Source organism: Sphingobacterium mizutaii (genome assembly GCF_900187125.1).
Classification (GTDB): domain Bacteria; phylum Bacteroidota; class Bacteroidia; order Sphingobacteriales; family Sphingobacteriaceae; genus Sphingobacterium; species Sphingobacterium mizutaii.
The window spans coordinates 676,444-701,850 of sequence record NZ_LT906468.1 but is presented as its reverse complement, the minus strand read 5'-3'; the positions used below and the strand labels follow the sequence as shown (position 1 = coordinate 701,850).

Sequence of the window (25,407 nt, the reverse complement as noted above, 5' to 3'; positions counted from 1 at the left end):
GTCCTTAAAATCCAACGTTTAATCCAAATGTGAAGGTCCTTGCATTTGGTGCTTGGTTCTTATCAATACCTTGTCTGATAGCATTGTTACCATTGGTCGTAACGTCTGGATCATATCCAGTGTACTTGGTCCACAAGGCTAGGTTTTGGCCACTGACATACACACGAATGTTATTCAGCTTCATTTTGCTCACCAAAGTGTTTGGTATCGTGTAGGAAAGCATCACATTCTTTAAGCGCAAGTAATCTGTCGAAGAAATATTATGTATTAAAGGCAATGTATTACCATTGGAAACATTATCGTTATTGACTACCCTAGGGATATCAGTTTGGTCGCCTGGGTTCTGCCATCTGCGCATCAAATCAACTGAATTGTTCCAGAACCTTAAATCACGCATAGTTCCTTGGTTACCATTCATCATATAACCTCCCAGTTGGTAGGTCAATAATACGGTCAGGTCAAGGCCTTTGTAGTTAAAGCTGTTGGTCCAACCTCCAAATACTTTAGGAGCAGTTGGTTTATATGGCTTCGCATCATCAGAAGGTGTAATCGCTCTGGCTCTTGTGCCATCCTCATATTCCCACTGATATTTTACGGCATTGATACCAGACACATTCTGCTGGTAGAACACCTTCTTACCGTCTCCATCTATGAAGATCCTTCTTCCTGTTGCCGGATCAACGCCAGCCGTTTCAATGGCATAAAGCATACCTGCAGCTTGTCCAGGCAAGGTAATGGTCATACCATCCAATGAACCCGAAATAATGCTAGGGACACCGTTGGCTAAAGTCAATACTTCATTGTGATTGGTAGTTAAGTTAAATGAGCTATTCCATCTGAAATCTTCCTTACGAACTGGAGCTCCTCCAATTGTAAATTCAAAACCTCTATTGTACATCTCACCAACGTTCTGTAAGATACTGTTTGAAGTACCATTAGGGATACCAACCGAGGGAGGAAGTGGCACCGCAAAGATTAAACCGTCGATAGAGTTCTTATAATATCCGATCTCTCCAGTGATTGCTGAATTGAAAAGAGCAATATCTAACCCTATATCAAATTTCTTACTGGTCTCCCATTTTAGGTCTGGGTTACCCGTTACCGAATAAGTTAAACCAGGTTGTCCTCCATATAAGGTTGCTGAGTAAGTGTTGATTGCTCCAAAATCTCCAAGTCCTCCAACATTACCAACTTTACCATAACTGCTCCTCAATTTAAAGGCATTGATCTTTTGTCCTAATGAGCTACCTGACCAAAAAGCTTCTTTTGCAATGTCCCAACCGCCGGAAACTCCCCAGAAGGTACCTTTCTTATTGTTCAGCCCTAGAGCGGAATATTCATCCTGCCTTAAGTTTGCTGTAAAGAAGTATTTCTTTTGATAGTCATACTGCAAACGAGAAAATAGAGAGAACAAATAGTTGTTGATCTCTTGGTTGTCGGTTCTATAGTCAAAAACGTTCTGCCACCCACCCTGAATATTGGTATAGTATGGATCCGTCTGACCAGTCCGCTGCAAACCGAACATAGAACCAGTGGTTCTTTGCTGTTCTTGACCTAACAACAAATTGAAGCTATGCTTATCATAGTTGCGATCGAAAGTCAAGGTATTAGTCCATACCCAACGCTGGCGTTTCGAACTTACACTGCTTGCCGAACCATTACTTGCCAAGCCCTCACCGGAAAGTGGTGAATAGTAATTATTATAGTCTACATTTCTATAATCGATACCATATACTGATTTATAGGTAATCCATTTCAATGGCTTAATCTGTACATAAGCATTGGATTGCACATTATTTCCAGTATTGTTGGAATAATTGTTTAGCAATGAAATCACGGGGTTATAGAAACCTAGGCGAGATTGATTCAAATGTCCGGTATTGTCCATTAATCCCAAGAAACCATTTGATGTCACGTTAAAAGTACCATCATTGTTATAAGGACCGATAATCGGAGCTGATATCAAGGCTAGACGTGCCATCGCTCCTGAAGAAGACGATGATTGGAAACCTCCCTGACCACCTGCACCGGTAGACATCGCCGCTAAGTTGTTCTCATTGACATAGTTCAACTTGACCCCTAGCTTTAACCAATCGGTAGTCGTATTATCAATATTGAACATCGCTGATTTCCTGTTGAAACCATTTTTCTGGAAGATACCTTCTTGGTCGGTATAGGCCGCTGAACCAAAATAATTGGTCTTTTCGGTCGCTCCAGAAATATTGATATTATGTGAGTGGGAAGTTCCCGTTTGGTAGATGTAATCATACCAACGGGTATCAATGGTATTTCCATTGGCATCCTTACTCAAGCCATAAAAGTTTTTGGTTTCATTAAAAGTTCCATCGTTCCGTAAGGCTTCGTTCTTGATTTCCACATACTGTGCGGCATTTAACAACTCTGGCAAGCGGTTAGCTGTAGTATAACCTAACCAACCCTCATAGTTAACCTTGGCTGCGCCTCTTTTCCCTTTTTTAGTCGTGATAAACACTACCCCATTAGCTGCACGCGAACCGTAAATACTGGTTGCCGCAGCGTCTTTTGCGATATCAATACTCTCAATATCAGCGGGGTTGATAGCAGATAATGGATTGGAAGCCGCATAGCTAGGTCCCGAATCATCATTATCATTGAAGGCAGGAACACCATCAATCACAACCAGAGGATAGGTACTCAATGATAAAGAGTTTGTTCCCCTGATCTTAAATACGGGAGCTTGGTTTAGAACACCTGAACTGGTATTCACCTGAACCCCTGAAGACCTTCCTGCTAAGGAAGCATCAAAACTCTGAACTGGCAAGTTGCCTACATCATCCCCTTTTACTGATGTTAAACTTCCAGTAGTCTCTTTACGGCTTTGCGTTCCATAACCAATTACAACCACCTCATCCAATTCCTCATTGGATTCTGTCATCGTCAAATTGATTGGATTGGAATTCAAAACCAAGTGTTCAATGGGGCTGTAACCCATTGAAGTCAATACTAAAACACTGTTTCTTGGAACTCGGAAAGTGAAATTTCCATTGGCATCAGTAGAAGTACTGACACTCCTCCCCTTGATGGTAATGGAGACCCCTGCGATAGGAGTGCCATTTTTGTCAACAATTTTCCCCTTAATTTCAATTTCTTCTTGAAAAGAAATTATGTCCTTATTAATGCTCGCGAATGTTTGATTTGGATACGCTAATAACGACAGGCATGTAAAGCCCAGTAATGTCCATTTGCTGGTTAATGGCAATGGTTTTGTCCATGTTTTTGGACAATTGGATTGTTTCATAAGTGAAATAATTTAGGTGCTAATTTTCATGGTAGATTAATTCAGAAGAAGAATTAACCATCAAATAGGCGGTCTATTCATAATTAGTAATTTGTTAATTTGGTTTGCCAAATTTAATATTTATTAAAAAATTACCAATGAAATAAATAAATAAGTGTATAAATTAATGTAAAGATGCTTTTACAGTAATTTAACTATAACTACAATAATGTTAATACGGATTTGCTAATTAGTTTTAGCTAAGGTAGGTAGTCGTCTAAGATTGCTACGATCGGTTGCCTAATCCGAGTGCGGACCGGTTTATCATCCTTTATTGCAGCTTTCCATTTAGGTGATTTCTTGATAATGCGCATGGTTTCGCGCGCAAATGCAGGACTGATCTTCGATTTGTTGATTATATCGATATCACAGATCTCGCCATCCTCACAAACAGTAAATTCCAAGATGGCAGTCTGACGGAGACCATACTGCACATATTCAGTACTGTCCATTGCCATGAATACGCTGGAAAGGTTCAAGTTGTTTTCTAAAAAGCGTTGCCATCCTATGGCTCCGCCGACAAACTGAGGGATAATATCTACCTCGCGAACGATGCTGCTGTCCACAATTACTTCATTCTGGGCCTTTAAACTCCCAAAACCAGAAAGAAATAACATCAGGATCGTCAGCAATATCTTCATAAGTCTCTCTAAATCATCACTAAAAGATACGAAAAAATAAGGTCTTTCTAAAATTACTTAGCTAAGTCAATGTTAGCAAGAAACTCGCCTTGATCATCTGTAATGAAACTCATTGGTTTCTCTGGGTTTTTGATGATTTCAAACAAGGTATACCCCCAAGGTTTCCAAAAACTTTCCAATACCTGTCCATAAGTCTTTGCTGTCCATTGATCAAATATTGGCTTCAGGGTCCAATCATTCAAAGGCATTGGTTCCACAAAAACCTTATCAGGAACTTCCATATAGGTATATTCCGGCAACCTGTTAAACAGATAAGCAGAATAAAAATAACGGGCACAGATTTCTTCAAATTGGATAGGGTGAAGGACCTTTCCTTTAACTTTTGCCAAAACCTCATCATGATAGATTTCGTGAACTCCATTATCCTGCATGGTTGCTATAATGGCAAAATCTTTCATTCGGATAGAAAAGATTAAAGTATTGATCTCATCTCTATACATAAAAGTTTCTGGACTACTATCAACTGGCAACACTAAAATGGTGAATGGATTTTTATGCTCAAACTCCATCGGAGTGATCAGAGATTGCAACATAAAATGTAGGTTCTTGAACTTATGCACCAATGCTTGTGAAAAATTCAATTGCTCTCCAGAAAGGAAAGCCTGTCTAATTCCGACTTGGATTTCATTGAACACCACACCGTACAGAATCTTCCCTACCCATTGAAAAAGGGTCAATTGATCCAGCTCCTTCAAAGCTGTGTAACCAATGTTTACCGCATCTTCAACCTTTCTCTCAACCTCAGCAAAAACTGCCGCTACTTCCGCTGAACATGGCAATTGCAGTTGTTTATAAGTCACTAAACTCTCATCCAACAACTTAAATGGCTTATCTTCCAAATCAAAGATCCGCATCATCCAAACAGGGAATACCTGAATCTTTTCATCTTCCGATTCCAATGCTTTTCCTGACAAGAAGCAAGTTTTGTTATCAAATTTAAAATCCAAGAAGGGATTATAGAGTTTATTTGCCATAAGCTGCAAAGGTAATAGAAAACTCATAGATGGAAAACCATGCCGCTACAATTGACCGCAACATGACTTAGAGAAAGCCACCGTACTTTACAACAGAAAATTACGAATGGGATAATTCAGTTCTGCGGCTTTATTCCAAACCATAAAATGCCCGCCTCCTTTGATTCGGATGGTATAATCTACATTCTGTATTGGAATCAGTCGATCCTTATCACCGTGAATATGAAGACAATTTACCGGAACATGGCTATTCTCCCAATTAACGATCTTGTCGATTGCCCATTTTTGAAAGTCCGGATCTGAATCTGCTAACATGGTATCAAAAAGAAATTGCTCTTCATCTGATTTGAGGCCAAAAAGCCAATAAAGCACCTTAGAATTCGCAAAGCGTGGTTGGTTACCAGCAAATAATTTATGCAAAGAAAGAAATTTGGAAACCCCCAAGACCTTGGGCAGCTCATCCTTTGTCTTGGCGGAAGAGATTAAAATGGTTTTCTTAAAATCATAATACTTGGAGAGCTCGGCAATACACATTCCACCAAAGGACAATCCCAGTACATTGGCTCCTTGCTTGGGGATTTGATAATGCTCTGCTAGCCTAAACACATAACTTTCTAATGCTTCTGCCGGTCTTGGCTTTAACCAATCTACATATACAACCTGCATCCCTGAAAAATCAAGATTTTCAAAGACTCGACGATCAGCTCCTAAACCAGAGAAAACATAGATAGTGTCCATCTATCTAAGTTAAGGAAATCAACCAATATTTACTTTAAAGTTTTCGAAAAGCAATGGCGCAGAAACAACCTGACCATCTTGACCTTTAACCCCTTTCAAAACAGAGGTTTTCCCCTTCTCCAGCAGATTCTTCATCTCCTTTTCATCCAGGAAAACACCATTCAAGGTTCGCCAAATCTTAAAATCACATCCTCTGGCATAATGGTCACATTGAGCCACCTTATCATACAGTTGGATCTGTCCTGGTTTACATTTAGGGCATTTGATTTTCCCTTTTTGCAAAGGTTTTAATTCCTCGTGGGCTATAGCTATGCGCAATTGCAAAAGCTCTTTGGTAATCTTCTCCGTATAATCTTTGATATGTTTCATAAACACATCATAGCTTACTTTATTCGCTCGCATTTCCTCTAGCTTCTGTTCCCACTTACCCGTCAGCGTCACTTTAGCAATAGAACGATCCTTGATCAGAAAATATACCGACAAACCCTTCTCTGTAGGGATCAACTTTTTCTTATCCCTTTTGATGTAATCTCGTTGGAATAAAGTCTCTATGGTTGCCGCACGAGTTGCTGGTGTCCCCAAACCACAATCCTTCATAGCCTGGCGCATCTCATCATCCTCGATCTCCTTCCCAGAAGTCTCCATCGCCTTCAACAAGGAAGCTTCCGTATGTATAGGTCTTGCTTTGGTAAATCGCTCGGCCAATTCCAAGGTCAATACTTCAAGCAATTCCTCCACGCTCAATTTTGGTAACTGTGCGTTTTCATTGTCTTGGTCATCCGTATTTTTATCCTCATCGGGCAATTCAACCTGATCTGCAGATAATCGCCATCCATATTGCCTGATGACTGTTCCTTTCGCAATCAACTCCACCCCTGCGGCATCAATCGTTACAGTGGTGATATCTTTCAGACAGACCTCCGAAAAACTCTCCACCATACGTTTGGCGATCATGTTGTAGATATTCTGCTGATCCATAGGCATTGGCCCCGGTTTCTCATCAGTCACCAATAAAGCGTGGTGATCCGTAACCTTTTTATCATCAACAGAGCGTTTGTTCAGTTTGGCACCAATTAGGTTTTTACTGATGACTGCAATCTGTTCTTGAGCCGTATCAGCCAAATGTTGGAAGAGTTCTTCAATTTTCTCAAAGACATCTTCACCGATATATCTAGAACCCGTACGGGGATAAGTAATTACTTTCTTTTCGTACAAGGTCTGTGCAATACTCAATGTTTGGTCAGCCGAATAGCCGTACTTCTTATTGGCATCCTGCTGAAGTGAAGTCAAATCAAATAATAGCGGCGGTTGTTCCTTCGTTTCCTTGGCCTCTACATTCTTGACCGTGGCCTGCATCCCAACCTGTAGCTTTGCAACAGTTTCCTCAGCCACTTCTTTTTTATCGATCTTATTCGAAGTAGCCTTAAACTGTATGCCCTCTTTTTCAAAACCAGCCTGGATTTTATAGAAAGCCTGCGGTTTAAAGTCTTTGTTCTCCAAATAACGCGAGCAGATCATCGCCAGCGTCGGCGTCTGCACCCTTCCTAAGGACAGCAAACCTCTATTTCCTGCTGCTAAAGTCAATGCTTGGGTGGCATTGATCCCGATCAACCAGTCCGATTCAGACCTTGACCTTGCCGACATATATAAACTGTCGTATTCTACACCCTCCTTCAAATTGGCAAAACCTTCTTTAATAGCTTTATCTGTCTGCGAGGAAATCCATAGCCTTTTAAAAGGCACATTGGATTTTAAGTAATAATAGATATTCCTGAAAATCAATTCACCCTCACGTCCAGCATCCGTTGCTACGATTATTTCTTCTGCCTGTGCCAAAAGAGCCTTGATGGTATTCAGTTGCTTCAATGCACCCGTATCATCCATCTGCTTGCCATCCCTCTTGATTTTCTTCACCTCCAAAGCAAACTGCTCTGGAATGATCGGCAAATTAGAAATGGACCAATTGTGGAAGCCATAGGCCTGCGGAGTACACAATTGCACCAAATGGCCAAATGCATAAGTAAAGGCATAGCCATTCCCCGAAATATATCCATCCTTAACCTCTTTTGCGCCCATCACTCTGGCCAAATCTCTCGCTACAGAAGGTTTTTCAGCTATTACTACTTTCATTCAATACTTTATATTGGCCTTCTTTCAAAAGCCATATCACCTCTTAAATCTAATGAAAAATGAAATTATTATTCCAAGGAAGCTATCGATATCCCTTGGATCTTACGGTAAAGTTCTACCGCATATACATCCGTCATCCCCGAAACAAAATCAAGGACCGCACGGATCTTGGAATAGGTATCATCCCTATCGGTATGGAACTGCTCAGGAATCATCGCTACCAGTTTTTTGTCAAACATGGATTTGTTGGACTTCAAGTAAGCGGGCACAAATTCTTCCAATAAAGCATTCATCACCTTAAAACCTGCAATTTCAATCTGTACCACCGTTGGTGCATTATATATTCGAGCAACCGAAATCTTCGAGATGACTTTCATATGCTGCACGATATCAGGATCTAAAGCATCCATCAAAGGTTTCTCAAATGTACCATTCAAGAATTTATCTTGGTTATCCACAAAAACCTTTGCACAAGCCCAAATCAACGTATTGATCGCTTTCGCCCTCAATAAGGAAACCCTACTCGCCGTATCCCCCAATGAATCCAGTCTTTCTCGTAAATCCTCACCGGCACAAAGTGGCAACAGCAATTCCTCCACTTCTTTATAGGAAAGAATCTTCAAATGGTGGGCATCTTCAAGATCAATAATATTATAGCAGATATCATCGGCAGCCTCAACAAGATAAACCAATGGATGTCGCAAATATCCCTTAGGATTAGAAGGGTCCCTTTCCAAGCCCAATTCCATCGCGATCTTTTCAAAACTCGCTTCCTCGGAGTCAAAAAAACCATACTTCTTCCTATGATGAGATCCCTTAACGTGACCATCGATCGCTAAACAGGGATATTTAACGATGGAAGCCAAACTCGTATAGGTCAATGCAAATCCCTTGGGATCCTTTCCATTGAAGGCATGGGTCAATATCCTCAGGGCATTGGCATTTCCCTCAAAGTGGATCAAATCTTCCCACTGTTCTTTGCTGACCATTTCCTTATACTTCTGCCCTCTACCTTCGGTAAAGAAGGTGGAAATAGCAGCTTCTCCAGAATGTCCAAATGCGGGGTTTCCCAAATCATGCGATAGGCAGGCTGCCGACACAATATTCCCAACCTCCTGAAGATAAGGTGCCTCCTCATCAATATTAGGATTCTCCTGCTTCAACATATTGTAAAACAAGCGTCCTAAAGACCTACCTACTGATGCGACCTCCAAACTATGGGTCAATCGATTATGAACAAAAACAGCCCCCGGCAAAGGAAAGACCTGCGTCTTGTTCTGAAGTCTACGAAATGGTGATGAAAAGATCAAACGGTCATAGTCCCGCTGAAATTCAGAACGAGCATCAAATTGATCATTGTTCGCACGACTTTCATAGCCCCAGCGCTTTGCTGATATCAGTTGTTTCCAATTCATGTAAAATCTCAGATTTTGAATGGCAAATATACCATTTTAAAAATTTCAAGGACCCAAAGTAGAAGGAATAGTCCCGAATATTGTAGCGAATAATTTCTTTGTCCCAGCTTGGTCTTATCTAATCTTCTGCAGTCCTATTTCCTGTCATCATCCCAAACAACAGATTCAACACATAGACAAACTGCATGACCAACAGCATAATAAAAGATCCTACATAAAACTGTTGGATTTTATAAAACCGTTCTACCTCAGCTAGATTTGAAGCTTTCCCTGAAACTTGGGATTCAATATTGCCAAAATAAACCCTTTCAACAAAACCCCAAGTCCACACATTGATGATGAGACATAAAAAACTGATCAAATGCATGATGCTCCAGCTTTTGGAATAGAGCATCTGTTCTGTAAAATAATATAACCCCGCAAAAATTAGCCCCAGTAAACCTAAAAACTTAAAAAGGGAGATAGAAGAGAGAATAAAATAGGTGTCGTAAATATTGATGGTAACGGAGGAATCCTTTGCAGGAACAAACACTGCAAAAGCAAGGACCAAAATCCCTACCGCCAAAAATAATATCGAAACCTTAAACATAACGTTGATTTCCAACAAAATAATAAAATCTCCGCGATTTTTAAAATACGATTATGATCATAAAATTGTATAAATTTTGAATGTTTGACAATCAAAAGGGCATTACGGCATAAGTATTTGCCTTTCCTTTTCCATAGTTCTTTGGAACGAACCCCTTTATTATTATCTTTAACAGAAGCAATTAAAACATAATGACGACTTATAAACTCCCTCTTCCTAAAGACTTTGAAGGTAAATTGAATGGCAAAAACACCCATCTCATCACCCTTACCAACCGAGCAGGAATGCAAATCGCATTGACCGATTATGGTGCTAGACTGGTAAGCGCATTGGTTCCCGACAAAAACGGCGACCTCATCGATGTGGTTTTAGGGTTTAATGGCATACAAGAATACCTTCAAGCAAAACAATATTATCATGGAGCAACAGTCGGAAGATTCTGTAACCGTATTGCCAATGGTAAATTCGCCATTGATGGAAAGGAATATACCTTAGCGCAGAACAATGGCAGTAATTGCCTGCATGGCGGAGTCGATGGTTTTCACAACCGTGTATGGGACAGACAGGTCAGCTTCAATAAACAAGTCGATTTCTATTATGTTTCTCCAGATGGAGAGGAAGGATTTCCGGGTGAATTAAAAACAACCATTTCCTATGAATTGAGCAATGAGAATGAAATCATTATCAAGTACAGAGCCACTACAAATGCGCCAACTGTCCTCAATCTGACCAACCATGCTTATTTCAATTTAAATGGAGAGGGAAATGGAGATACCTTGAACCACGAGGTTACCATTCTTTCGGATGAATTTCTCCCACTCAATGAAAATCAAATCCCAACGGGCGATATCTATCCTGTCGAAGGTACCGCTTTCGACTTCCGCCAACCCAAACTCTTGGCAACAGATATCAATAGCCCCGAGGAACAGATCCAAATAGCTAATGGCTATGACCATAGCTTCATCAATAAACAACCCATCAGTGAGCCAATTGCCAAAACCTTTTCCAAAGAATCTGGCATCGAACTCCAAGTCTTTACTACCGAACCTAGCCTCCACCTCTACAGCGGAAACTTCCTAGACGAAGATCAAGGGAAATCCGGCAAGAAATACTTGCGCTATGGCGGACTTTGCTTCGAAAGCCAGCACTATCCCGATAGCCCTAACCAGGAAAAATTCCCATCAGTTAGACTGAATCCAGGAGAGGTGTTTGAAAGCGAAACAAGATATAAGTTTTGTATAAAAAAGTCTTGAGACTTTTTTAGGACATTAGATAATAGACATTAGGCAAGAGATCTTTGGCGTCTTGGATTCAAGGTAAGATTTGAACCAGGATTCAAGGGATTGGAGGATGGACCAAGATCACACCGGAATGATAGCAAGGTTGGTAGACGTATTGCAAACACCCGCTGGATATTAAACCAGGATTTGCTTCACTCGATAACCATCGAGACTCGGCACAAGATTAAAGGACCAAGATCCGGATTTCAACTCAGCTTATTAATATTAATAAAAAAGACATTAGACGCTGATAGGTCTAATGTCTTTTGTCTATTGTCTTATGTCTCCCTTACGGATCCAATGGCTCATCGGCATCAATGGTCATGGACTCCAGCTTTGGTTTAAATTCCAATACGACATCATTGATACGTTTTCCTAATTCATAAGGCACATAGCCTAATTCCTTGATACATCGGTCAGCCATCTTCTCTACAAAGTCTATATGGGCCTCGCTACTGGTCACCATGGCATATTTTCCCTCTGGAAAGCCATACTTTAACATGATCCTAGCTGTATTTCTCAGGTTTGTCGTGGTATGCCTTGCATGGGGATCTATAATTATCGCTTCTTCAGGGACAAATAGGTTTTCCACCAAATACTTTTTCATTTCGATGGCCTCAATATATGGGGTCTTGTACGGATGAACCCTACCGCCTGACAGAACAATAAATGGCGCTTGCTTATCAAAATATGCTCTTGCAGCCATTCTAGCTCTTAACATCCCGCCTGGACTGATAGGTTGATCGTATACATTGGGTCCCGCTCCTAAAACCAATAAAAGACTATAGGGATATTGTTCAAAATCTACCGATTTAATTGCCTCAAAAGCCTTCTTGTTTTCTCCATCCATCAAAGGTTCTAATTGTGCTGCATCCATCCGCTCATTGATCTCCAACAGCCTAACCGCTGTAAACATGCTCATAAAAGCAAATTGATAGGGCTCCTTACAATCCTTCAACACATCTTGGCGAACATCTTTCAACAAAGTCAAAAAAACCTTGTTTGTGACATCAAAAGAAATGGAATCAATCTTGGGATAATTCGGTTTTTGACCACCTGCATAAACATCGATTACATAATTCTGGAATTTCATGTCTTGGGCAATGGCCTTCACCAAATAAGCCTTTGGATCTTCTTTCCCTCCTAGACCATAGGTATTGGAAGGAACCAATTTATCCTGAACCAACTGCCTTAGCGCTGGCATAGAAACCATTAATTTCTCAAATGCCGACTTCATGCCTTCTATCTCTCCATCCGACCATTTAAAGGCCATCAACATGCAGTTTAAATCCGCACATGATTTTGATTGGTTAAACCTTTGCTCGCGCTTGCTCAGCAGCTCCTTTATTTGGGCATCTGTGAACAGCTTTTTGCTCAGTTCAGGATCCTTTAACAACAAATAGCTAGCATAGTAATTCTTAGAAATCACCCAGTCTTGTGGGGTGGCTTCCGTTCGAATATCTTGCGCATTAGAGGTCTGCACGAAATAGACCCCTAACAGCATGATTATTATTCTGTTAACAATGTTTTTCATCCCTATTAATATCCTGGGTTTTGATACATTTTCTCTGGGTTTAATTTGTATTCATCAAATGGAATTGGATAGTAACGATCCTTCGTACTGATGTTTGACAACTTGGCATTGCCATAATCATCCTGACTTTTCTTTTTGAAATAGTTCACCAATTCCTGAGCATTATAGTTTCTTACTAAATCAAACCAACGATGGTTCTCAAAAGCAAGTTCAGCCCTTCTTTCATGCAAGATCGCCTCTTTTAAGCTTGGATATTTTGATGCATAATCAGCGTGTTTCATGGCATCCTGATACGATGGCAAACCAGCTCTAGAACGCACTTCATTCAACAAGGTTATAGCCTCCGCATTCTTACCTAAGTTCATTTTGGTTTCAGCCAATAACAACATAACATCTGCATATCGAATCAAGATCCAGTCATTTCCTCCCCATCCAGTCGTACCTGCTGCTGTGCTAACATCCCTAAATTTGGTCACGAAGTAATCCTTCACCTGTGGGCTTTTTGCAAACTTCACAGAGAAATCCTTACGCACATCCTTATCCTCATAGTCTTTCACTAAATCCAATTTTACGACCTCTCCTGAACCAGTGGATTTAAATTGAGAGTTGATGGTCTCACCACGAGCCTGATAATTCCTGGCAATACTGGAACTATAAGTCTGATCACCTGCCAAGTATTGTACTTGGAAGATCAATTCCTTACAGGTACTTTTTTGGTTTACATCAAAGACATCCGAATAAGGGATTTCAGTCAACTTACCAAACTTTCTCAATCCATAAGAAGCAGTCAGATATTGCTCAGCCTTTTGGAAATTCGCTTGCTTGTTCTCCGCCATGGTGGACCCCATGGTTAAATAGACCTGACCAAGAATAGCATTCACCGCCGCCTTAGAAGTTCTTCCTACAGCATAGTCATGTTGTGTATCTGGTAAATCTGTAGCCAAGGCTTCAGTGAGGTCCTTCACAATCTGATCATAGACCACTTTTTCTTTTTGTCTGAAGGCCAACTCCTCTGCTTGTTCTTTCGTCGTGATCTCCACCGTCGACAAAGGAATATCGCCAAACTTCCTAACCATGTGGAAATACAAAAGTGCACGGACAAACTTCGCCTCGGCTTTGTATCTTTCTTTCAGATTCGCGTCAGAAAACTCCACCTTATCAACATGCGTCAACAGCACATTACATCTCGAAATCGCGTCATACATTGCTGACCAATGCGTTTTCAGATAGGTATTACTAGGGAGAATCGAAAAATCATTGAATTGAAAAGGTTCACCAGCAGAAGATTGGTTATCATTCCTTCCTGAATTATCAGATCGTTCTTCATTATACATTGTACTGCCTTCTCCGATCGTCGATCCCAATCGAAGACCTTGATAAAGCCCATTGACAGCTAGTAAAACATCATTTTCAGTTTTATAATAATTTTGAATAGTAACGGCATTGGGGTCATCTTGATTCAAAAAGTCTTTCGAACAAGAACTAAACAACAACAACGCTAGGGGCAATAAATATCTCTTTTTCATAAAATTCTTTTTAAAAGGTTACTTTCAATCCAAGGTTATAAGTGCGCACCAATGGGTACAAACCATAATCAACCCCAGGTGTCAAATTTCCACGTTGATCATAATCCGGCTCAGGATTATATCCCTTATATTTTGTTAGGGTAAATGGGTTATCCACACTTGCATACACCCTAACTCCAGCTAAGGTCCATTTTTGAGCAACTGCTGATGGTAAGGTATAGCCAAGGATAATATTGGTCATCCTCAAATAGGATCCGTCTTGCAGATAAAATGTAGATAGGCGGGTACTGTTACTTTGGGTACCACCACGAGCAGCACGGTAAACCTTTCCATTTCCAGGGTTTTGAGCTGAGCGATAGCGTTGTGCCACATCGGCATATTGGTTTCCTGATCCTTCCATGTTGTATAGATAATAATCATATCCATCAAGCACCTTGTTCCCTTGCGAACCATTAAAAGAGGTCCTGATATCAAAATTCTTATAGCGCGCATCCAATGCAAATCCATAAGTGAAATCAGGATGTGGATTTCCTATTATTCGTTTATCCTCATCGTTTACTACGCCATTTCCGTCCACATCCTCAAAATATAGATCACCCGGTTGTAACGGAGTGGTTGAAGCGGATGAAGGGGCAACAGTTTTGTAATTCTCCTCAGTAGCAATTCCCGCTACTTTAAATCCGTAGAACATCCCGATTGGACTACCCTCTTGTGTGATGTGCGTCAAATACGAACGTTCAGCACCATTGGTCATAATGGTTGAAGCGCCACCTAGATCCAGTACCTTATTTCTGTTGACATTGATATTTCCGCTAAAGCCAAAATCAAAGTTTTCTTTTCTAATGATTGCCGCATCTAGCTGCACATCAAAGCCTTTGTTTTCCACCTTACTGTTCGGTAGGTTGGTCAAAATTGTTGTTGTACCGGATACCGCTGTGGTTGGTTGGTTAAATAATAAGTTCGACGATTGACTTAAATAGAAGTTGGTCATCACATTCAGCGTTCCCCTTAACAATCCTATATCAAGACCCACATTGGACTGCGAAGTGGTTTCCCAACTTAGGTTCGGGTCGCGCATGGCATCTGGCCAATATGCGGTAGCCACTTTATTTCCAATAATTACGCCACCTGGATTGCTGTAAACAGTAATGGCTCTATAATCTCCAATATTGTTGTTCCCGCTCTGGCCCCAACTTGCACGCATTTTCAAGGTAGACCCTGCACCTAACCAATTATCATAGAACTCTTCATTTGAAATGGTCCATCCTGCAGAAAAAGAAGGGAAATCCGCCCATTTACTGTTCGGACCAAACCTCGACGAAGCATCTCTACGATAGGTTGCCGACAAGAAATATTTTGATTTGTAGGAATAGTTTACCCGACCAAAATAAGACATCATGGTCGTCCTACGCTTAAAGGTATTATCTGCCAATAATTGAAAATTAGAAGGATCAGCACCTTTATTGGTAATCTCGTCTATGGCATCATTTTGAAAACCCCTTGCTCTCACCCCTACATAATCTAAATCTGTTTGCTGTGCTGAATAGCCTAGTAAACCCATGATATGGTGTTTCTCTCCAAAAGTTTTATTATAGTTTAAAGTAGCCTCTAATAATTTATCTATTGAACTTTTGGTCAATGCATCGGCATAAGCAGCTGTCTTAGCTTGATCACTGTATGGCGCATAGTTTCCACTTGAAATGCTGGTCGGACGGTAATAGTCATATTTCTCATCGTAGGTAGACAAACCACCATTCAATTTGAAATTCAAACCTTCCATAAGCTTAAAGTCTGCAAATGCATTATAAAGCCCTCTTTTTCCTTTACGGTTATTCTTTACTTCAGACACATAAGCCATTGGGTTTTCAGGGTTTTGGATCCCATAATTATTGGCGCCCAATTCAGCCATCAGGTATTTGGCATAGGATCCATCCTCGTTGTATGCTGGCAAGGTAGGCAGATAGATCAGCGCCGCCATCGATGGACTACGGTCATAACGACCCGTGGTTACTTCATTATTATCATTATACGTGAAGGATACGTTCGCACCGATATTCAACCAATTGGTCACTTTAGAATCCACATTGGTTCTAAAATTGAATACTTTTTGGCCAGTAGCCAACATGATTCCATCTTGGTTCTGATATGATCCACTTACAAAATATCTGTTGTTTTCATTTCCTCCAGATACTGAAACATTATGTCGTTGAAAAGGCGCATTTCTATACAACTCATCTTGCCAATCTGTATCATACTTTGCTTTTTTGGGCGTCCCAGTAGCAAAATCATAGTACTCTTCAGGAATAGTGATGGCGCCTGCATTTCCGACTTTGGATACCCGAAGTTCATTACTGTCAAACCTCATATTATCGGTCCAAGTTTGTCCCCTTCCCAATACTAGATCTTTGTAGGTATTGTTTCTACCATCAATCAATAAGTCGATAAACTCTTCTGAATTCAACAAGTCTACTTTCTTCGACAATTGACCGAATCCAGCAAGAACTTCATAATCTATATTATTCTTTCCTTGCTTTCCTCTTTTGGTTGTGATCAATACAACCCCGCCTGCCGCTCTAGATCCATAGATGGCAGCAGATGCCGCATCTTTCAAGACATCAATGGATTCAATATCATTAGGATTTATGTTTAGGTTGTTCCCAGCAGGGTATCCATCAATGACATATAAAGGATCGGAACCCGCATTTACGGAACCTACACCACGAACACGGATTTTAGTACCATCATAAGGCGCACCAGAAGTCTGGGAAACTTGAACCCCTGCAACCTTTCCCACCAAAGCTTGCGATAATTTAGGCGAAGTCAAGTTTAACTCATCAGCTTTCACACTGGCAATCGCCCCGGTCAAATCAGACTTACGGATCTTTTGGTAACCAATGGAAATCGTAATCTCTTCCAGTGCATTCTCTGCACTTTTCATCTCAAATAAGTTGCCTGAGGTTTTGCTGATCGTTTGAACCAAGCTTTCAAAACCAACATAGGTTACTCTAATTTGGTCCCCCTCTTTTCCCTCAATTGAAAAATTACCGTACTCATCAGATTGAACCACCTTTTGATTGGTAAGATTAGAAATTGATGCCCCAGCTACGGGGTTGCCATCCTGGTCTACCACACGACCACTGATCTGGTTTTGCTTTACTACCTCGGTTTGGTTGGAGATCGGTTTTAGGCCTGCCTCTGCAAAAGTTGGAGTAATAGCAACGGCGCACAAAAGCCAAAAAAGCTTTGTAAATTTTGGTTGCATAAGAATATTAATAATTGTAAATATTGTTGCGCAATGTTAAACCTCTTATGTTAATCGAACTTTAAGCCATGATTAATAAAAGAACAAGTTTGCTAGGAAACTAATGGGGGAATTGGGGGGATTTGAACCAGGATTAAAGGGATAAGAGGATGGACCAAGATCTGGGAAAGAACCAGGATTCATGGGATAGGAGGATGGAACAAGATTATACCGGAATGGTAGCAAGATTGGTTGGTGAGTATTGCATAAGCCGACTGGATATTGAACCAGGAGTGGAATCGACGGTTATCTAGCGAAGCCGAGATGCCGCTCAGCTTACAAAAAAAAGACATTAAACCTTTCCAGGTCTAATGTCTTATGTCTTGTGTCTTATGTCTAAATCTAATACCTACTCTGCTAAAAGGCTTTCCAAAGCAGCTTCTACTTTTTCAAAACCGAAATCTGCTTTCACTTCTTTAAACATCCTTTCGATCTGGTCATTGCAAAGGTTGCCGATACTGCCTTCGTGGGTATGGTTTACTTCTTTAGCTGGTTGGAATTTACCTTCTTCGATATCCAGACCGATTTTGCGGTAAGCTTCGCGGAATGGCACTCCGTTCAACACTTCATTATTTACCACCTCCACCGAGAATAAATAATCGTATTTCGGATCATCCAGGATATTATTTTTGATGGTAATATTCTCCAACATATATTTTGCTATTGCCAAGCAATCATTCAGGGATTGGAATGCTGGGAATAGATTTTCTTTCAATAACTGCAGGTCACGATGGTAGCCAACCGGAAGATTGGTGGTCATCATCGCAATTTCATTAGGCAGAGCCTGTATCTTATTGCAACGCGAACGGATCAATTCAAACACATCGGGGTTCTTTTTATGTGGCATAATGGAAGAACCTGTTGTCAGGTGTGCCGGAAAGGAGATAAACCCAAAATTCTGGTTGATGAAAAGGGTAACATCCATGGCAAATTTTGCCAATGTTGCGGCAATCGAACTCATGGCTTGCGCAAGGATCCTTTCGGTTTTTCCCCTACCCATCTGTGCATAAACCACATTATAGTTAAGGTCTTCAAATCCCAATAAATTGGTGGTCATCGTTCTGTTCAATGGAAAAGATGATCCATAGCCTGCTGCTGAACCCAGAGGATTCTTGTTGCAGACATTCCATGCCGCTTTCAACAGTTGCAGATCATCCACCAGACTCTCCGCATAAGCACCGAACCATAAACCAAAAGATGATGGCATAGCGATCTGAAGGTGCGTATAACCGGGCATCAGAACAGCTTTGTACTGATTGCTCAGGCTGATCAATTGATTGAACAGTTCTTCGGTATTCTTAAAGATGCTTTCGATTTCGGACCTGAAATACAATTTAAGGTCAACTAGAACCTGATCATTCCTGGAACGGCCTGAATGGATCTTTTTACCGGCTTCACCAATGCGTTCGGTCAGCATCATCTCCACTTGGGAATGCACATCTTCAACGCTATCCTCGATCATGAAATTTCCGGCCAATATTTCTTTGTAGATATTCTTGAACTCTTTTTGCACCTCGACTAAATCTTGTTCGGTCATTAAGCCTATGCTGTTGAGCATTTTGGTATGAGCCAACGAACCAAGTACATCGGCGGCTGCCAAGTTCATGTCCATTTCACGGTCTTGTCCTACGGTAAAGGTTTCCACAAAGGAATCTACATCAATATTTTTTTGCCAAATCTTCATGTTCAAAATCTTGTCGAACAAAAGTACCAATATCTAAGGAAAATGCAAGGCAACAAGCCCTTTGCATTTTTAGTATTTCCAACAATAATTACAATTACTTATTCATTTCAGCAATTTTATTTTTCCGACTTTCAATAATTTTTTAAAAAAACCTTGTGAATTTTCTGTTCTTTTTTGGTTAATTTTTGGAGAACTCCGCTAGAATTTCCCGCAAAAGCAAAATGTTAATTATTGTTAAAGCTTTTCCGTTTTAGCATAGTGTTAAACAAGCATTTACAGATTTTCAACCGGAAAATTTTCAGCGCTTTTTTATTAAGAAACGATGAATAAATCATGAAGAAATAGGACAAAAAATCCCTTTTTACAATTAAGTAATCACTTACTTTTTTTTAAAAAACATCTTGTGTCATCGTAATTAAAGCTCTATGTTTGTGATGTAAAGGGGAATGAATGATATTAATAAGTGAGCTTCCACTCACGGTTAATAGCCAACTACAAATTACTAAACATGATAGACCGGAAAGTCTTAAAACTACGAAAAGAATTATTCTATCCAATTATAAACTAATTTTGATTAAAGACTTGTCACCATGCCCACGACAAGTCTTTTTTTTGTGCTTTTTTTTCGCATTAGCGATGATAATTTTCAATGTCAATATTCGGGACAAGTCTTACTCTCATTCGAGACATATTCGGGGAATCAGCAAAAAATAATCGGCTCGAATTGCGAAAATTCGGAATGAGTCTCGAATAAGGTCAATATTGTATCCATAATGTGTCTTCTGTTTTTTTATTAGGCCAAGGCAAGCTGGATTTTAGGGGATTCTAAGGTGTGGTAGGGAGATTTAAACATTGGATTGGTTTATTAAGAAGTAAAAACAAGGATTGCATTGGCGTACAGGTCCTGCACCTTCGGTGCAGCATGACAGGATCAGTGTGGGAGAAACGCACAGATTCTTCACGAATCGTTCAGAATTAAAAATGTGTTTGGGAGGGAATTGGCGCAAGAAAAAGGAAGAACAGGCACTTTTCTTCAGTGCCACCCTGAGAAGTAAAAATTTGAGCTAAATTTATTGAAAGGTGATAACAGGAAAGTGGAAGGCAAATTTTTTTTTAAATTTTAGAGATACAACCCCTTTTGGGGTTCCATTATTTTAGCAGACATGGCACGTTAGCCTGAAAGTCGCGCAAAAACGATGTTCGATTAATCGAACATCGTTTTTGCATTAGCCCTATATTGTTCGATACCATTGCTAAAATAATTCTGCCCTTCCAGGGCAGTATGTCGAAAAAAGAGATTTTTCTGGAAAATAAATATTGGGCTAAATACCTAGAAACATAGATTTAACAAACTTGCCATTGGTAGAACGAAAAGCCTCAGGACAATACAAATAATGATTGCATTGGCGTACAGGTACTGCACCTTCGGTGCAGCATGACAGGATCAGTGTGGGAGAAACGTACAGATTCTTCACTCATCGTTCAGAATTGAAAGTTTCCAGAGAGGGATTCAGAGCGCAGCGAAGAATCTATTTTTTTATTTTTTTAAGGGATTGTTGTCATCTCGAATCGTAAGATGAGAGAACCATTTTTTATTGTTTTATGCTCGTAATGGGGATTCGTAGAAAAATATTTCAATCCCGCTAGGGGTTATACGTTATAGCAATTCATTTTCTACAAAGATTTCACCCACGCTGTGGGTTCTCCATGGGGAATCCCTTGGATCTACAAATATTTCACCCCTTCCAGGGGTTCCCAATTTTACAAACATCAATCCTTCCGCAGGAAGTCTTTAGCCTCCGGCTCATTTCCTTGGCGGAAAAATGGATAGAATGCCGATGACCCGTGCGATGGGATTGGCCTTGGAATGCTTTCAATAGATCATCCCATTAAAAGGGATGATCTATTGAAAGATATTCCCGACAACAAGGCATTCTATCCATGTGCGGATGATTGTGCGAAAAGCCACCTTAAATGGGCCGAAGCCTTTTGGTTACTTTTGGGCTTCAAAAGTAACGAAGGGAATTGATATCCCTGAGCTCCTTCGTCGGTTTTGGTTACTTTTGGGCTCCAAAAGTAACGAAGAGAATTTGCTTATCAACCAAGCAAAGCTTCCACCCTGCAATATATTAGTTCATAGAAAAGCCCTATATTTGTAATAGGAAATGCAATGCAGCTTTCCACAATCAAATCACAAGATGGGAACAGAAAGTAAAAGACAACAACGATTTGCTGGAGTAATACAACAAGACCTTGCAGAAATGTTTCAACGTGAGGGCAACTCTTGGGCTCCCGGTGCTTTTATTACCGTTACCAGGGTACGCGTCACTCCTGACTTAGCCATTGCTAGGGTTTATTTGAGCTTCTTGAACACCAAAACTGCCAAAGCAGACATGGACAGCATCAAATCTAAAACCAACGAAATCCGCTATAAACTAGGGGCACGTATTAAGAATCAAGCCCGCATCGTTCCACAGTTGGAATTCTTCTTAGATGACACCAACGAATACGTTGAACATATGGACAAGATCTTTGATGAGATCAGCAAGGAACCAAGACAGCCTGAATAGGCCAAACAGCATAGCATGCCATACGTATTGGATGAAAACAGATTGGTTTTCCCCCACCCTTCACTAGCCGACGAAGACGGCCTTTTGGCAATTGGCGGCGACCTGCGTACAGATAGGTTGATGCTGGCCTATGAAAACGGCATCTTCCCATGGTACAATGAGGACAGCCCCATCTTATGGTATGCGCCATTAGAAAGATTTGTTTTACGGCCTTCGGAACTGAAGGTTTCCAAAAGCTTGAAACAGGTCTTAAAGTCAAACAAATTTCAGGTCAGCTTTGACAGGGATTTTAAAGCTGTCATTGAGGGCTGTGCCAATATCCCTAGAAAGGACCAAGATGGAACCTGGATCATTTCAGATATGCAGGAAGCCTATCTACAGTTGCATGAGGAAGGATATGCGCATAGCATAGAAGTTTGGCAAGAGGATGATTTAGTGGGTGGACTTTATGGTATAAAGATAGGCAATGTTTTCTGTGGCGAGAGTATGTTCTCCATGGTCTCCAACGCTTCAAAGGTTGCGCTATACCACTTAGCCAAAAATTTTGGACTTGAATTAATCGATTGTCAGATCCCCTCAGATCATTTGCGTAAAATGGGGGCAGAAATGATCAGTCAGCAAGAATATTTATCCATTCTAAACGAACAAGAAATTTTGCCTTATGACTTTGAAGGAACACTTTAACCTTCCAAATGATGTTGTTTACTTAAACACTCCTGGCAATGGTTTGTTGCCTAAGGTTACCTTGGATTGGAGAAAGACCTGGGAACAGGAATTCTTTGATATCAACTCCAATCTAAGGGATGAACAACCGGAATTTATCAATGGAGTGCGGGAAACCGTCGCTGATTTTTTCGCGACGAAAACCGAAAACACTTTCTTGACACCGAATTTCTCATTTGGTTTCTCCAGCTTGGTAGACTTGCTACCAAAGGACCTGACCTATTTGGTACTGGAGGATGAATATCCATCCCTTCAATATCCCATAGTCAACAGAAAGCTAAATTATACTTCAGTTGCTGTATCGGCACAAGTTGAAGAAGACCTGCAGAAAGCAATAGAAAAAAACAAGCCTGATGTTCTGATCTTGAGCATAGTGCAATATATATCAGGTCTGATGATCGACTTGGATTTTATTAAGCGCATAAAAGCTGCCCATCCAAACCTTTGGATCATTGCTGATGGCACCCAATTTTTAGGGACATGCCCCTTTAATTTTCCAGAGTCAGGTATTGATGCCTTAGGGGCTTCAGGTTATAAATGGCTATTATCTGGATTTGGAAATGGTTTTTTGCTGATCAGTGACAGCTTCAAACTGATGCTGGAAGACTTGAAAGCTGAGGTTCCATTACCGAAAGTAGCCATGTGGAAGCAAAAGAGCATCTTGGACACCTTTTTTGAGCCGGGCCATCAGGATACCTTAAGCCATGGGACCTTGCAAAGCAGTCTAAAGTTCTTGAAAGCACAAGGGCTGGAAAATATCCAGCAGCATATCAAAGAATTAACGGATGAAGCGTATCGACTGCTATTGGAAAGGGATCTGATCCTGCCATACATCGCAGAGCGTAAAGTGCGTTCTTCGTTGATCAATGTCCAGATCCCACAGGAACTTTATCCGAACCTGATGAACATGGGCGTGAAATGTTTTCCCCGTGGAACAGGGATTAGGATAGGAATACATCTTTACAATGATTTAAGGGATATTCATAATTTTGTTAATATTATTGAGAGTTTACGATGAAATTTAAAATAGGAGATTTAGTAAGGTTTGTAGATGAACCAATTGAGGGACACATCACTGCATTTTTGAGTAATGGCCTAGTTGGGGTTACCGATGACACAGGATTCGAGATTCCAGTGATGGAAGACAAGATCACACTGGTGCATGGCAACATGCGCATGGAAGAGGACGAGGAACCAACGAATGTGGTGCAAACAGGCAAGTTTCTAGAAAAGGGCATTTTCTTGGCCCTGACCGGTGAACAGAAAGAAGGATTGGTGAAGTTCTTTATCGTTAATGAAACTTCCTTTGAATTGTTGGTTACGGTATCTGACTCATCCGGAAACAAACGCACAGGGATCTTTGCCAATATCGTCCCTGCTCGGGAATACAATCAGATCTATACCGGTAATTTTTCTGCCATCAACAAATGGCCGAATTTGGAGTTCCAGATCTTGCGGACCTCAAGAAGGCAACACAATGCCTTCCCACCAATCGAGAAAACCATTAAGGTGAAGCCTCTAGACCTGATCAATTCCAAAGAAAACCTGGAGGTCTTACCAGAGAAAGCCTGGGTTTATGAATTGGACAAAGTGGAAGAAAACATTGGTCTAGATAAATTGAAGCAACATTTTATCTCGCATAGACCGGGGTAGAGATAAGACTGGAGACCCCAGAGCATTAAAGGATTAATTCTTAACCCTAGGTCGTTGAAGGGATGAATTGCGTTTTGAACCAGGATGGAAGGGATGGGAGGATAGACCAAGATCAAAATTCCTGGATATATTCGGCATATTTGGTAGAGTGTATCGCGGGGGCCTGCCACCTACTAGCCAGTAAAGCATTATTTTGCCCCTATTTCTGCTGTCATTCTGACGAAGGGAGAATCTCGGAAAATGCAGGCATAATTGTAAAAAGATAAGGATTATATCAACGTACAGTTCCTTTACCTTCGGTAAAGGATGACAACTTCTAGAGTAAGAGAACCGTACAGATTCTTCACTATTCGTTCAGAATTGGAATGTACTAAGAGGGATTCAGAGCAAAGCGAAGAATCTATTTCTATTTTTTTAAGAGGATTTTGTCATCGTGAGCACAGCGAACGAACTATTTTTTTAAAGGTCTTTCAGAAAAATATTTCACCCTCTCTGTGGGTTATCCGTTTGAAGATTCGATTATCTACAAATATTTCACCCCCGCTAGGGGTTCTATCCCTTAACCGACCCAGTATCTATTACCCTTTCAAAATCTATAATAAATCCTACCAAATAAACAGCATTCAGGTAGGCGCAAGAAAATTCTTATGCCTATTGTCTTTCTTCCACTGTCTTATGTTTATTCTTTCCTACGGAAAATAGGATCAACAATGCACCTAAAAACAATACTCCCCAACCCCATTTGATATTTAGGGTTTTAGATAGCAGGCCATCGATTAGTTTGAAACCGAGGTAATTGTTGATTTGGAAGAACACCAATATAAAGGACAGGATAATCCATGCGATGAGTACCCATGCGGAGATGCGGAAGGCACTTAATTTACGCATAAAGAAAAGCAGGACACTGAGTCCAAGCAAACCGTTGGTGATCATGAACAAGGCGGTATCAACTTGATAAAGGTTCCAATTTGCCTGAAGGGGAACTTTAAGGAATGGGCAGAAAATTGCAGAAAAAAACACCACAAAAAATCCTATTAATGCCAAAGGTTTGTTTAAACTTCTCATGATTCAAAATATAGTTCAAAGATGAGCATTTGATGGGATTTAGGAAAGTAAATTTTGGGATTTAAACGGATTAAAGGCGGAAAAAACCAATAATTTATCGATAATCGTTAAGTCTAAACTGTAATTTATGTCATTTATTATCAACGCAAGATATGATTGTTATCACAATATTAGCGCTTTAACAAACCTATAACACTGTGCTTCAATT

At 40.5% G+C, this 25,407-nt stretch carries 20 protein-coding genes; 8 read left to right on the top strand and 12 right to left on the bottom strand.

What is annotated here, in order from left to right; all coding sequences use genetic code 11:
• Positions 1-4 precede the first annotated feature (4 nt).
• From CKW03_RS03045 to CKW03_RS03015, 7 genes are all read right to left on the bottom strand, one after another.
• Positions 5-3,277, bottom strand: a complete 3,273-nt coding sequence (locus CKW03_RS03045; protein ID WP_093100841.1) for a SusC/RagA family TonB-linked outer membrane protein — start codon at positions 3,275-3,277, stop codon at positions 5-7.
• A gap of 239 nt (positions 3,278-3,516) precedes the next feature.
• Positions 3,517-3,957, bottom strand: a complete 441-nt coding sequence (locus CKW03_RS03040; RefSeq protein ID WP_093100843.1) for an energy transducer TonB — start codon at positions 3,955-3,957, stop codon at positions 3,517-3,519.
• Positions 3,958-4,010: 53 nt separating this feature from the next.
• Entirely contained in the window at positions 4,011-4,991 is a 981-nt protein-coding gene (locus CKW03_RS03035; protein ID WP_093100845.1) for a hypothetical protein, read from the bottom strand.
• Positions 4,992-5,078: 87 nt separating this feature from the next.
• Positions 5,079-5,729, bottom strand: coding sequence for an alpha/beta fold hydrolase (locus CKW03_RS03030; protein WP_093100847.1), 651 nt, complete (start codon positions 5,727-5,729; stop codon positions 5,079-5,081).
• Positions 5,730-5,747: 18 nt separating this feature from the next.
• Positions 5,748-7,859 carry a type IA DNA topoisomerase gene (locus CKW03_RS03025; protein WP_093100849.1) on the bottom strand — a complete coding sequence of 704 codons (2,112 nt, stop codon included), beginning with the start codon at positions 7,857-7,859 and terminating at the stop codon, positions 5,748-5,750.
• 68 nt (positions 7,860-7,927) lie between these two features.
• Positions 7,928-9,274, bottom strand: coding sequence for a deoxyguanosinetriphosphate triphosphohydrolase (locus tag CKW03_RS03020; RefSeq protein WP_093100851.1), 1,347 nt, complete (start codon positions 9,272-9,274; stop codon positions 7,928-7,930).
• 118 nt (positions 9,275-9,392) lie between these two features.
• Positions 9,393-9,863 (bottom strand): hypothetical protein, encoded by a 471-nt coding sequence (locus tag CKW03_RS03015; protein WP_093100853.1) that lies wholly within the window; start codon positions 9,861-9,863, stop codon positions 9,393-9,395.
• A 191-nt stretch (positions 9,864-10,054) separates the two neighbouring features.
• Here CKW03_RS03015 and CKW03_RS03010 point away from each other — a divergent pair, with 191 nt between their 5' ends.
• Positions 10,055-11,116, top strand: a complete 1,062-nt coding sequence (locus CKW03_RS03010) for an aldose epimerase family protein (RefSeq protein WP_093100855.1) — start codon at positions 10,055-10,057, stop codon at positions 11,114-11,116.
• A gap of 316 nt (positions 11,117-11,432) precedes the next feature.
• On the opposite strand, the gene CKW03_RS03005 is transcribed toward CKW03_RS03010, so the two are convergent.
• The 3 genes from CKW03_RS03005 to CKW03_RS02995 are packed head-to-tail and all read right to left on the bottom strand — an operon-like array spanning position 11,433 to position 17,465.
• Positions 11,433-12,677, bottom strand: a complete 1,245-nt coding sequence (locus CKW03_RS03005) for a YdcF family protein (protein WP_093100857.1) — start codon at positions 12,675-12,677, stop codon at positions 11,433-11,435.
• A gap of 5 nt (positions 12,678-12,682) precedes the next feature.
• On the bottom strand, positions 12,683-14,203 hold the full coding sequence (locus CKW03_RS03000) for a RagB/SusD family nutrient uptake outer membrane protein (RefSeq protein WP_093100859.1): 1,521 nt from the start codon (positions 14,201-14,203) through the stop codon (positions 12,683-12,685).
• 10 nt (positions 14,204-14,213) lie between these two features.
• Positions 14,214-17,465, bottom strand: coding sequence for a SusC/RagA family TonB-linked outer membrane protein (locus CKW03_RS02995; protein ID WP_093100861.1), 3,252 nt, complete (start codon positions 17,463-17,465; stop codon positions 14,214-14,216).
• A 149-nt stretch (positions 17,466-17,614) separates the two neighbouring features.
• On the opposite strand from CKW03_RS02995, the gene CKW03_RS20260 reads away from it, so the two are divergent.
• Positions 17,615-17,758 carry a hypothetical protein gene (locus tag CKW03_RS20260; protein ID WP_157739383.1) on the top strand — a complete coding sequence of 48 codons (144 nt, stop codon included), beginning with the start codon at positions 17,615-17,617 and terminating at the stop codon, positions 17,756-17,758.
• Positions 17,759-17,853: 95 nt separating this feature from the next.
• Here the strand turns inward: CKW03_RS20260 and argH are convergent, their stop codons facing one another.
• A complete protein-coding gene (argH, locus tag CKW03_RS02990; RefSeq protein WP_093100863.1) occupies positions 17,854-19,188 on the bottom strand; it encodes an argininosuccinate lyase in 1,335 nt (444 codons plus the stop codon).
• Between the two features lie 885 nt (positions 19,189-20,073).
• On the opposite strand from argH, the gene CKW03_RS20255 reads away from it, so the two are divergent.
• The 6 genes from CKW03_RS20255 (at position 20,074) to CKW03_RS02970 (ending at position 24,134) form a co-directional block, all read left to right on the top strand.
• A complete protein-coding gene (locus CKW03_RS20255) occupies positions 20,074-20,256 on the top strand; it encodes a hypothetical protein (RefSeq protein ID WP_139185525.1) in 183 nt (60 codons plus the stop codon).
• Positions 20,257-21,055: 799 nt separating this feature from the next.
• A complete protein-coding gene (locus tag CKW03_RS20250; RefSeq protein ID WP_157739380.1) occupies positions 21,056-21,217 on the top strand; it encodes a hypothetical protein in 162 nt (53 codons plus the stop codon).
• Between the two features lie 169 nt (positions 21,218-21,386).
• A complete protein-coding gene (gene rbfA, locus CKW03_RS02985) occupies positions 21,387-21,758 on the top strand; it encodes a 30S ribosome-binding factor RbfA (RefSeq protein ID WP_093101568.1) in 372 nt (123 codons plus the stop codon).
• A 15-nt stretch (positions 21,759-21,773) separates the two neighbouring features.
• Complete coding sequence (aat, locus tag CKW03_RS02980) at positions 21,774-22,442, top strand: leucyl/phenylalanyl-tRNA--protein transferase (protein WP_093101531.1); 669 nt, start codon at positions 21,774-21,776, stop codon at positions 22,440-22,442.
• Positions 22,420-23,499 (top strand): aminotransferase class V-fold PLP-dependent enzyme, encoded by a 1,080-nt coding sequence (locus CKW03_RS02975; RefSeq protein WP_093101533.1) that lies wholly within the window; start codon positions 22,420-22,422, stop codon positions 23,497-23,499. Before aat ends, CKW03_RS02975 begins: the two co-directional genes overlap by 23 nt.
• A complete protein-coding gene (locus CKW03_RS02970; protein WP_093101534.1) occupies positions 23,496-24,134 on the top strand; it encodes a DUF8465 domain-containing protein in 639 nt (212 codons plus the stop codon). Before CKW03_RS02975 ends, CKW03_RS02970 begins: the two co-directional genes overlap by 4 nt.
• A 651-nt stretch (positions 24,135-24,785) precedes the next feature.
• Here CKW03_RS02970 and CKW03_RS02965 read toward each other — a convergent pair.
• Positions 24,786-25,199 (bottom strand): hypothetical protein, encoded by a 414-nt coding sequence (locus CKW03_RS02965; RefSeq protein ID WP_093101536.1) that lies wholly within the window; start codon positions 25,197-25,199, stop codon positions 24,786-24,788.
• Positions 25,200-25,407 lie beyond the last annotated feature (208 nt).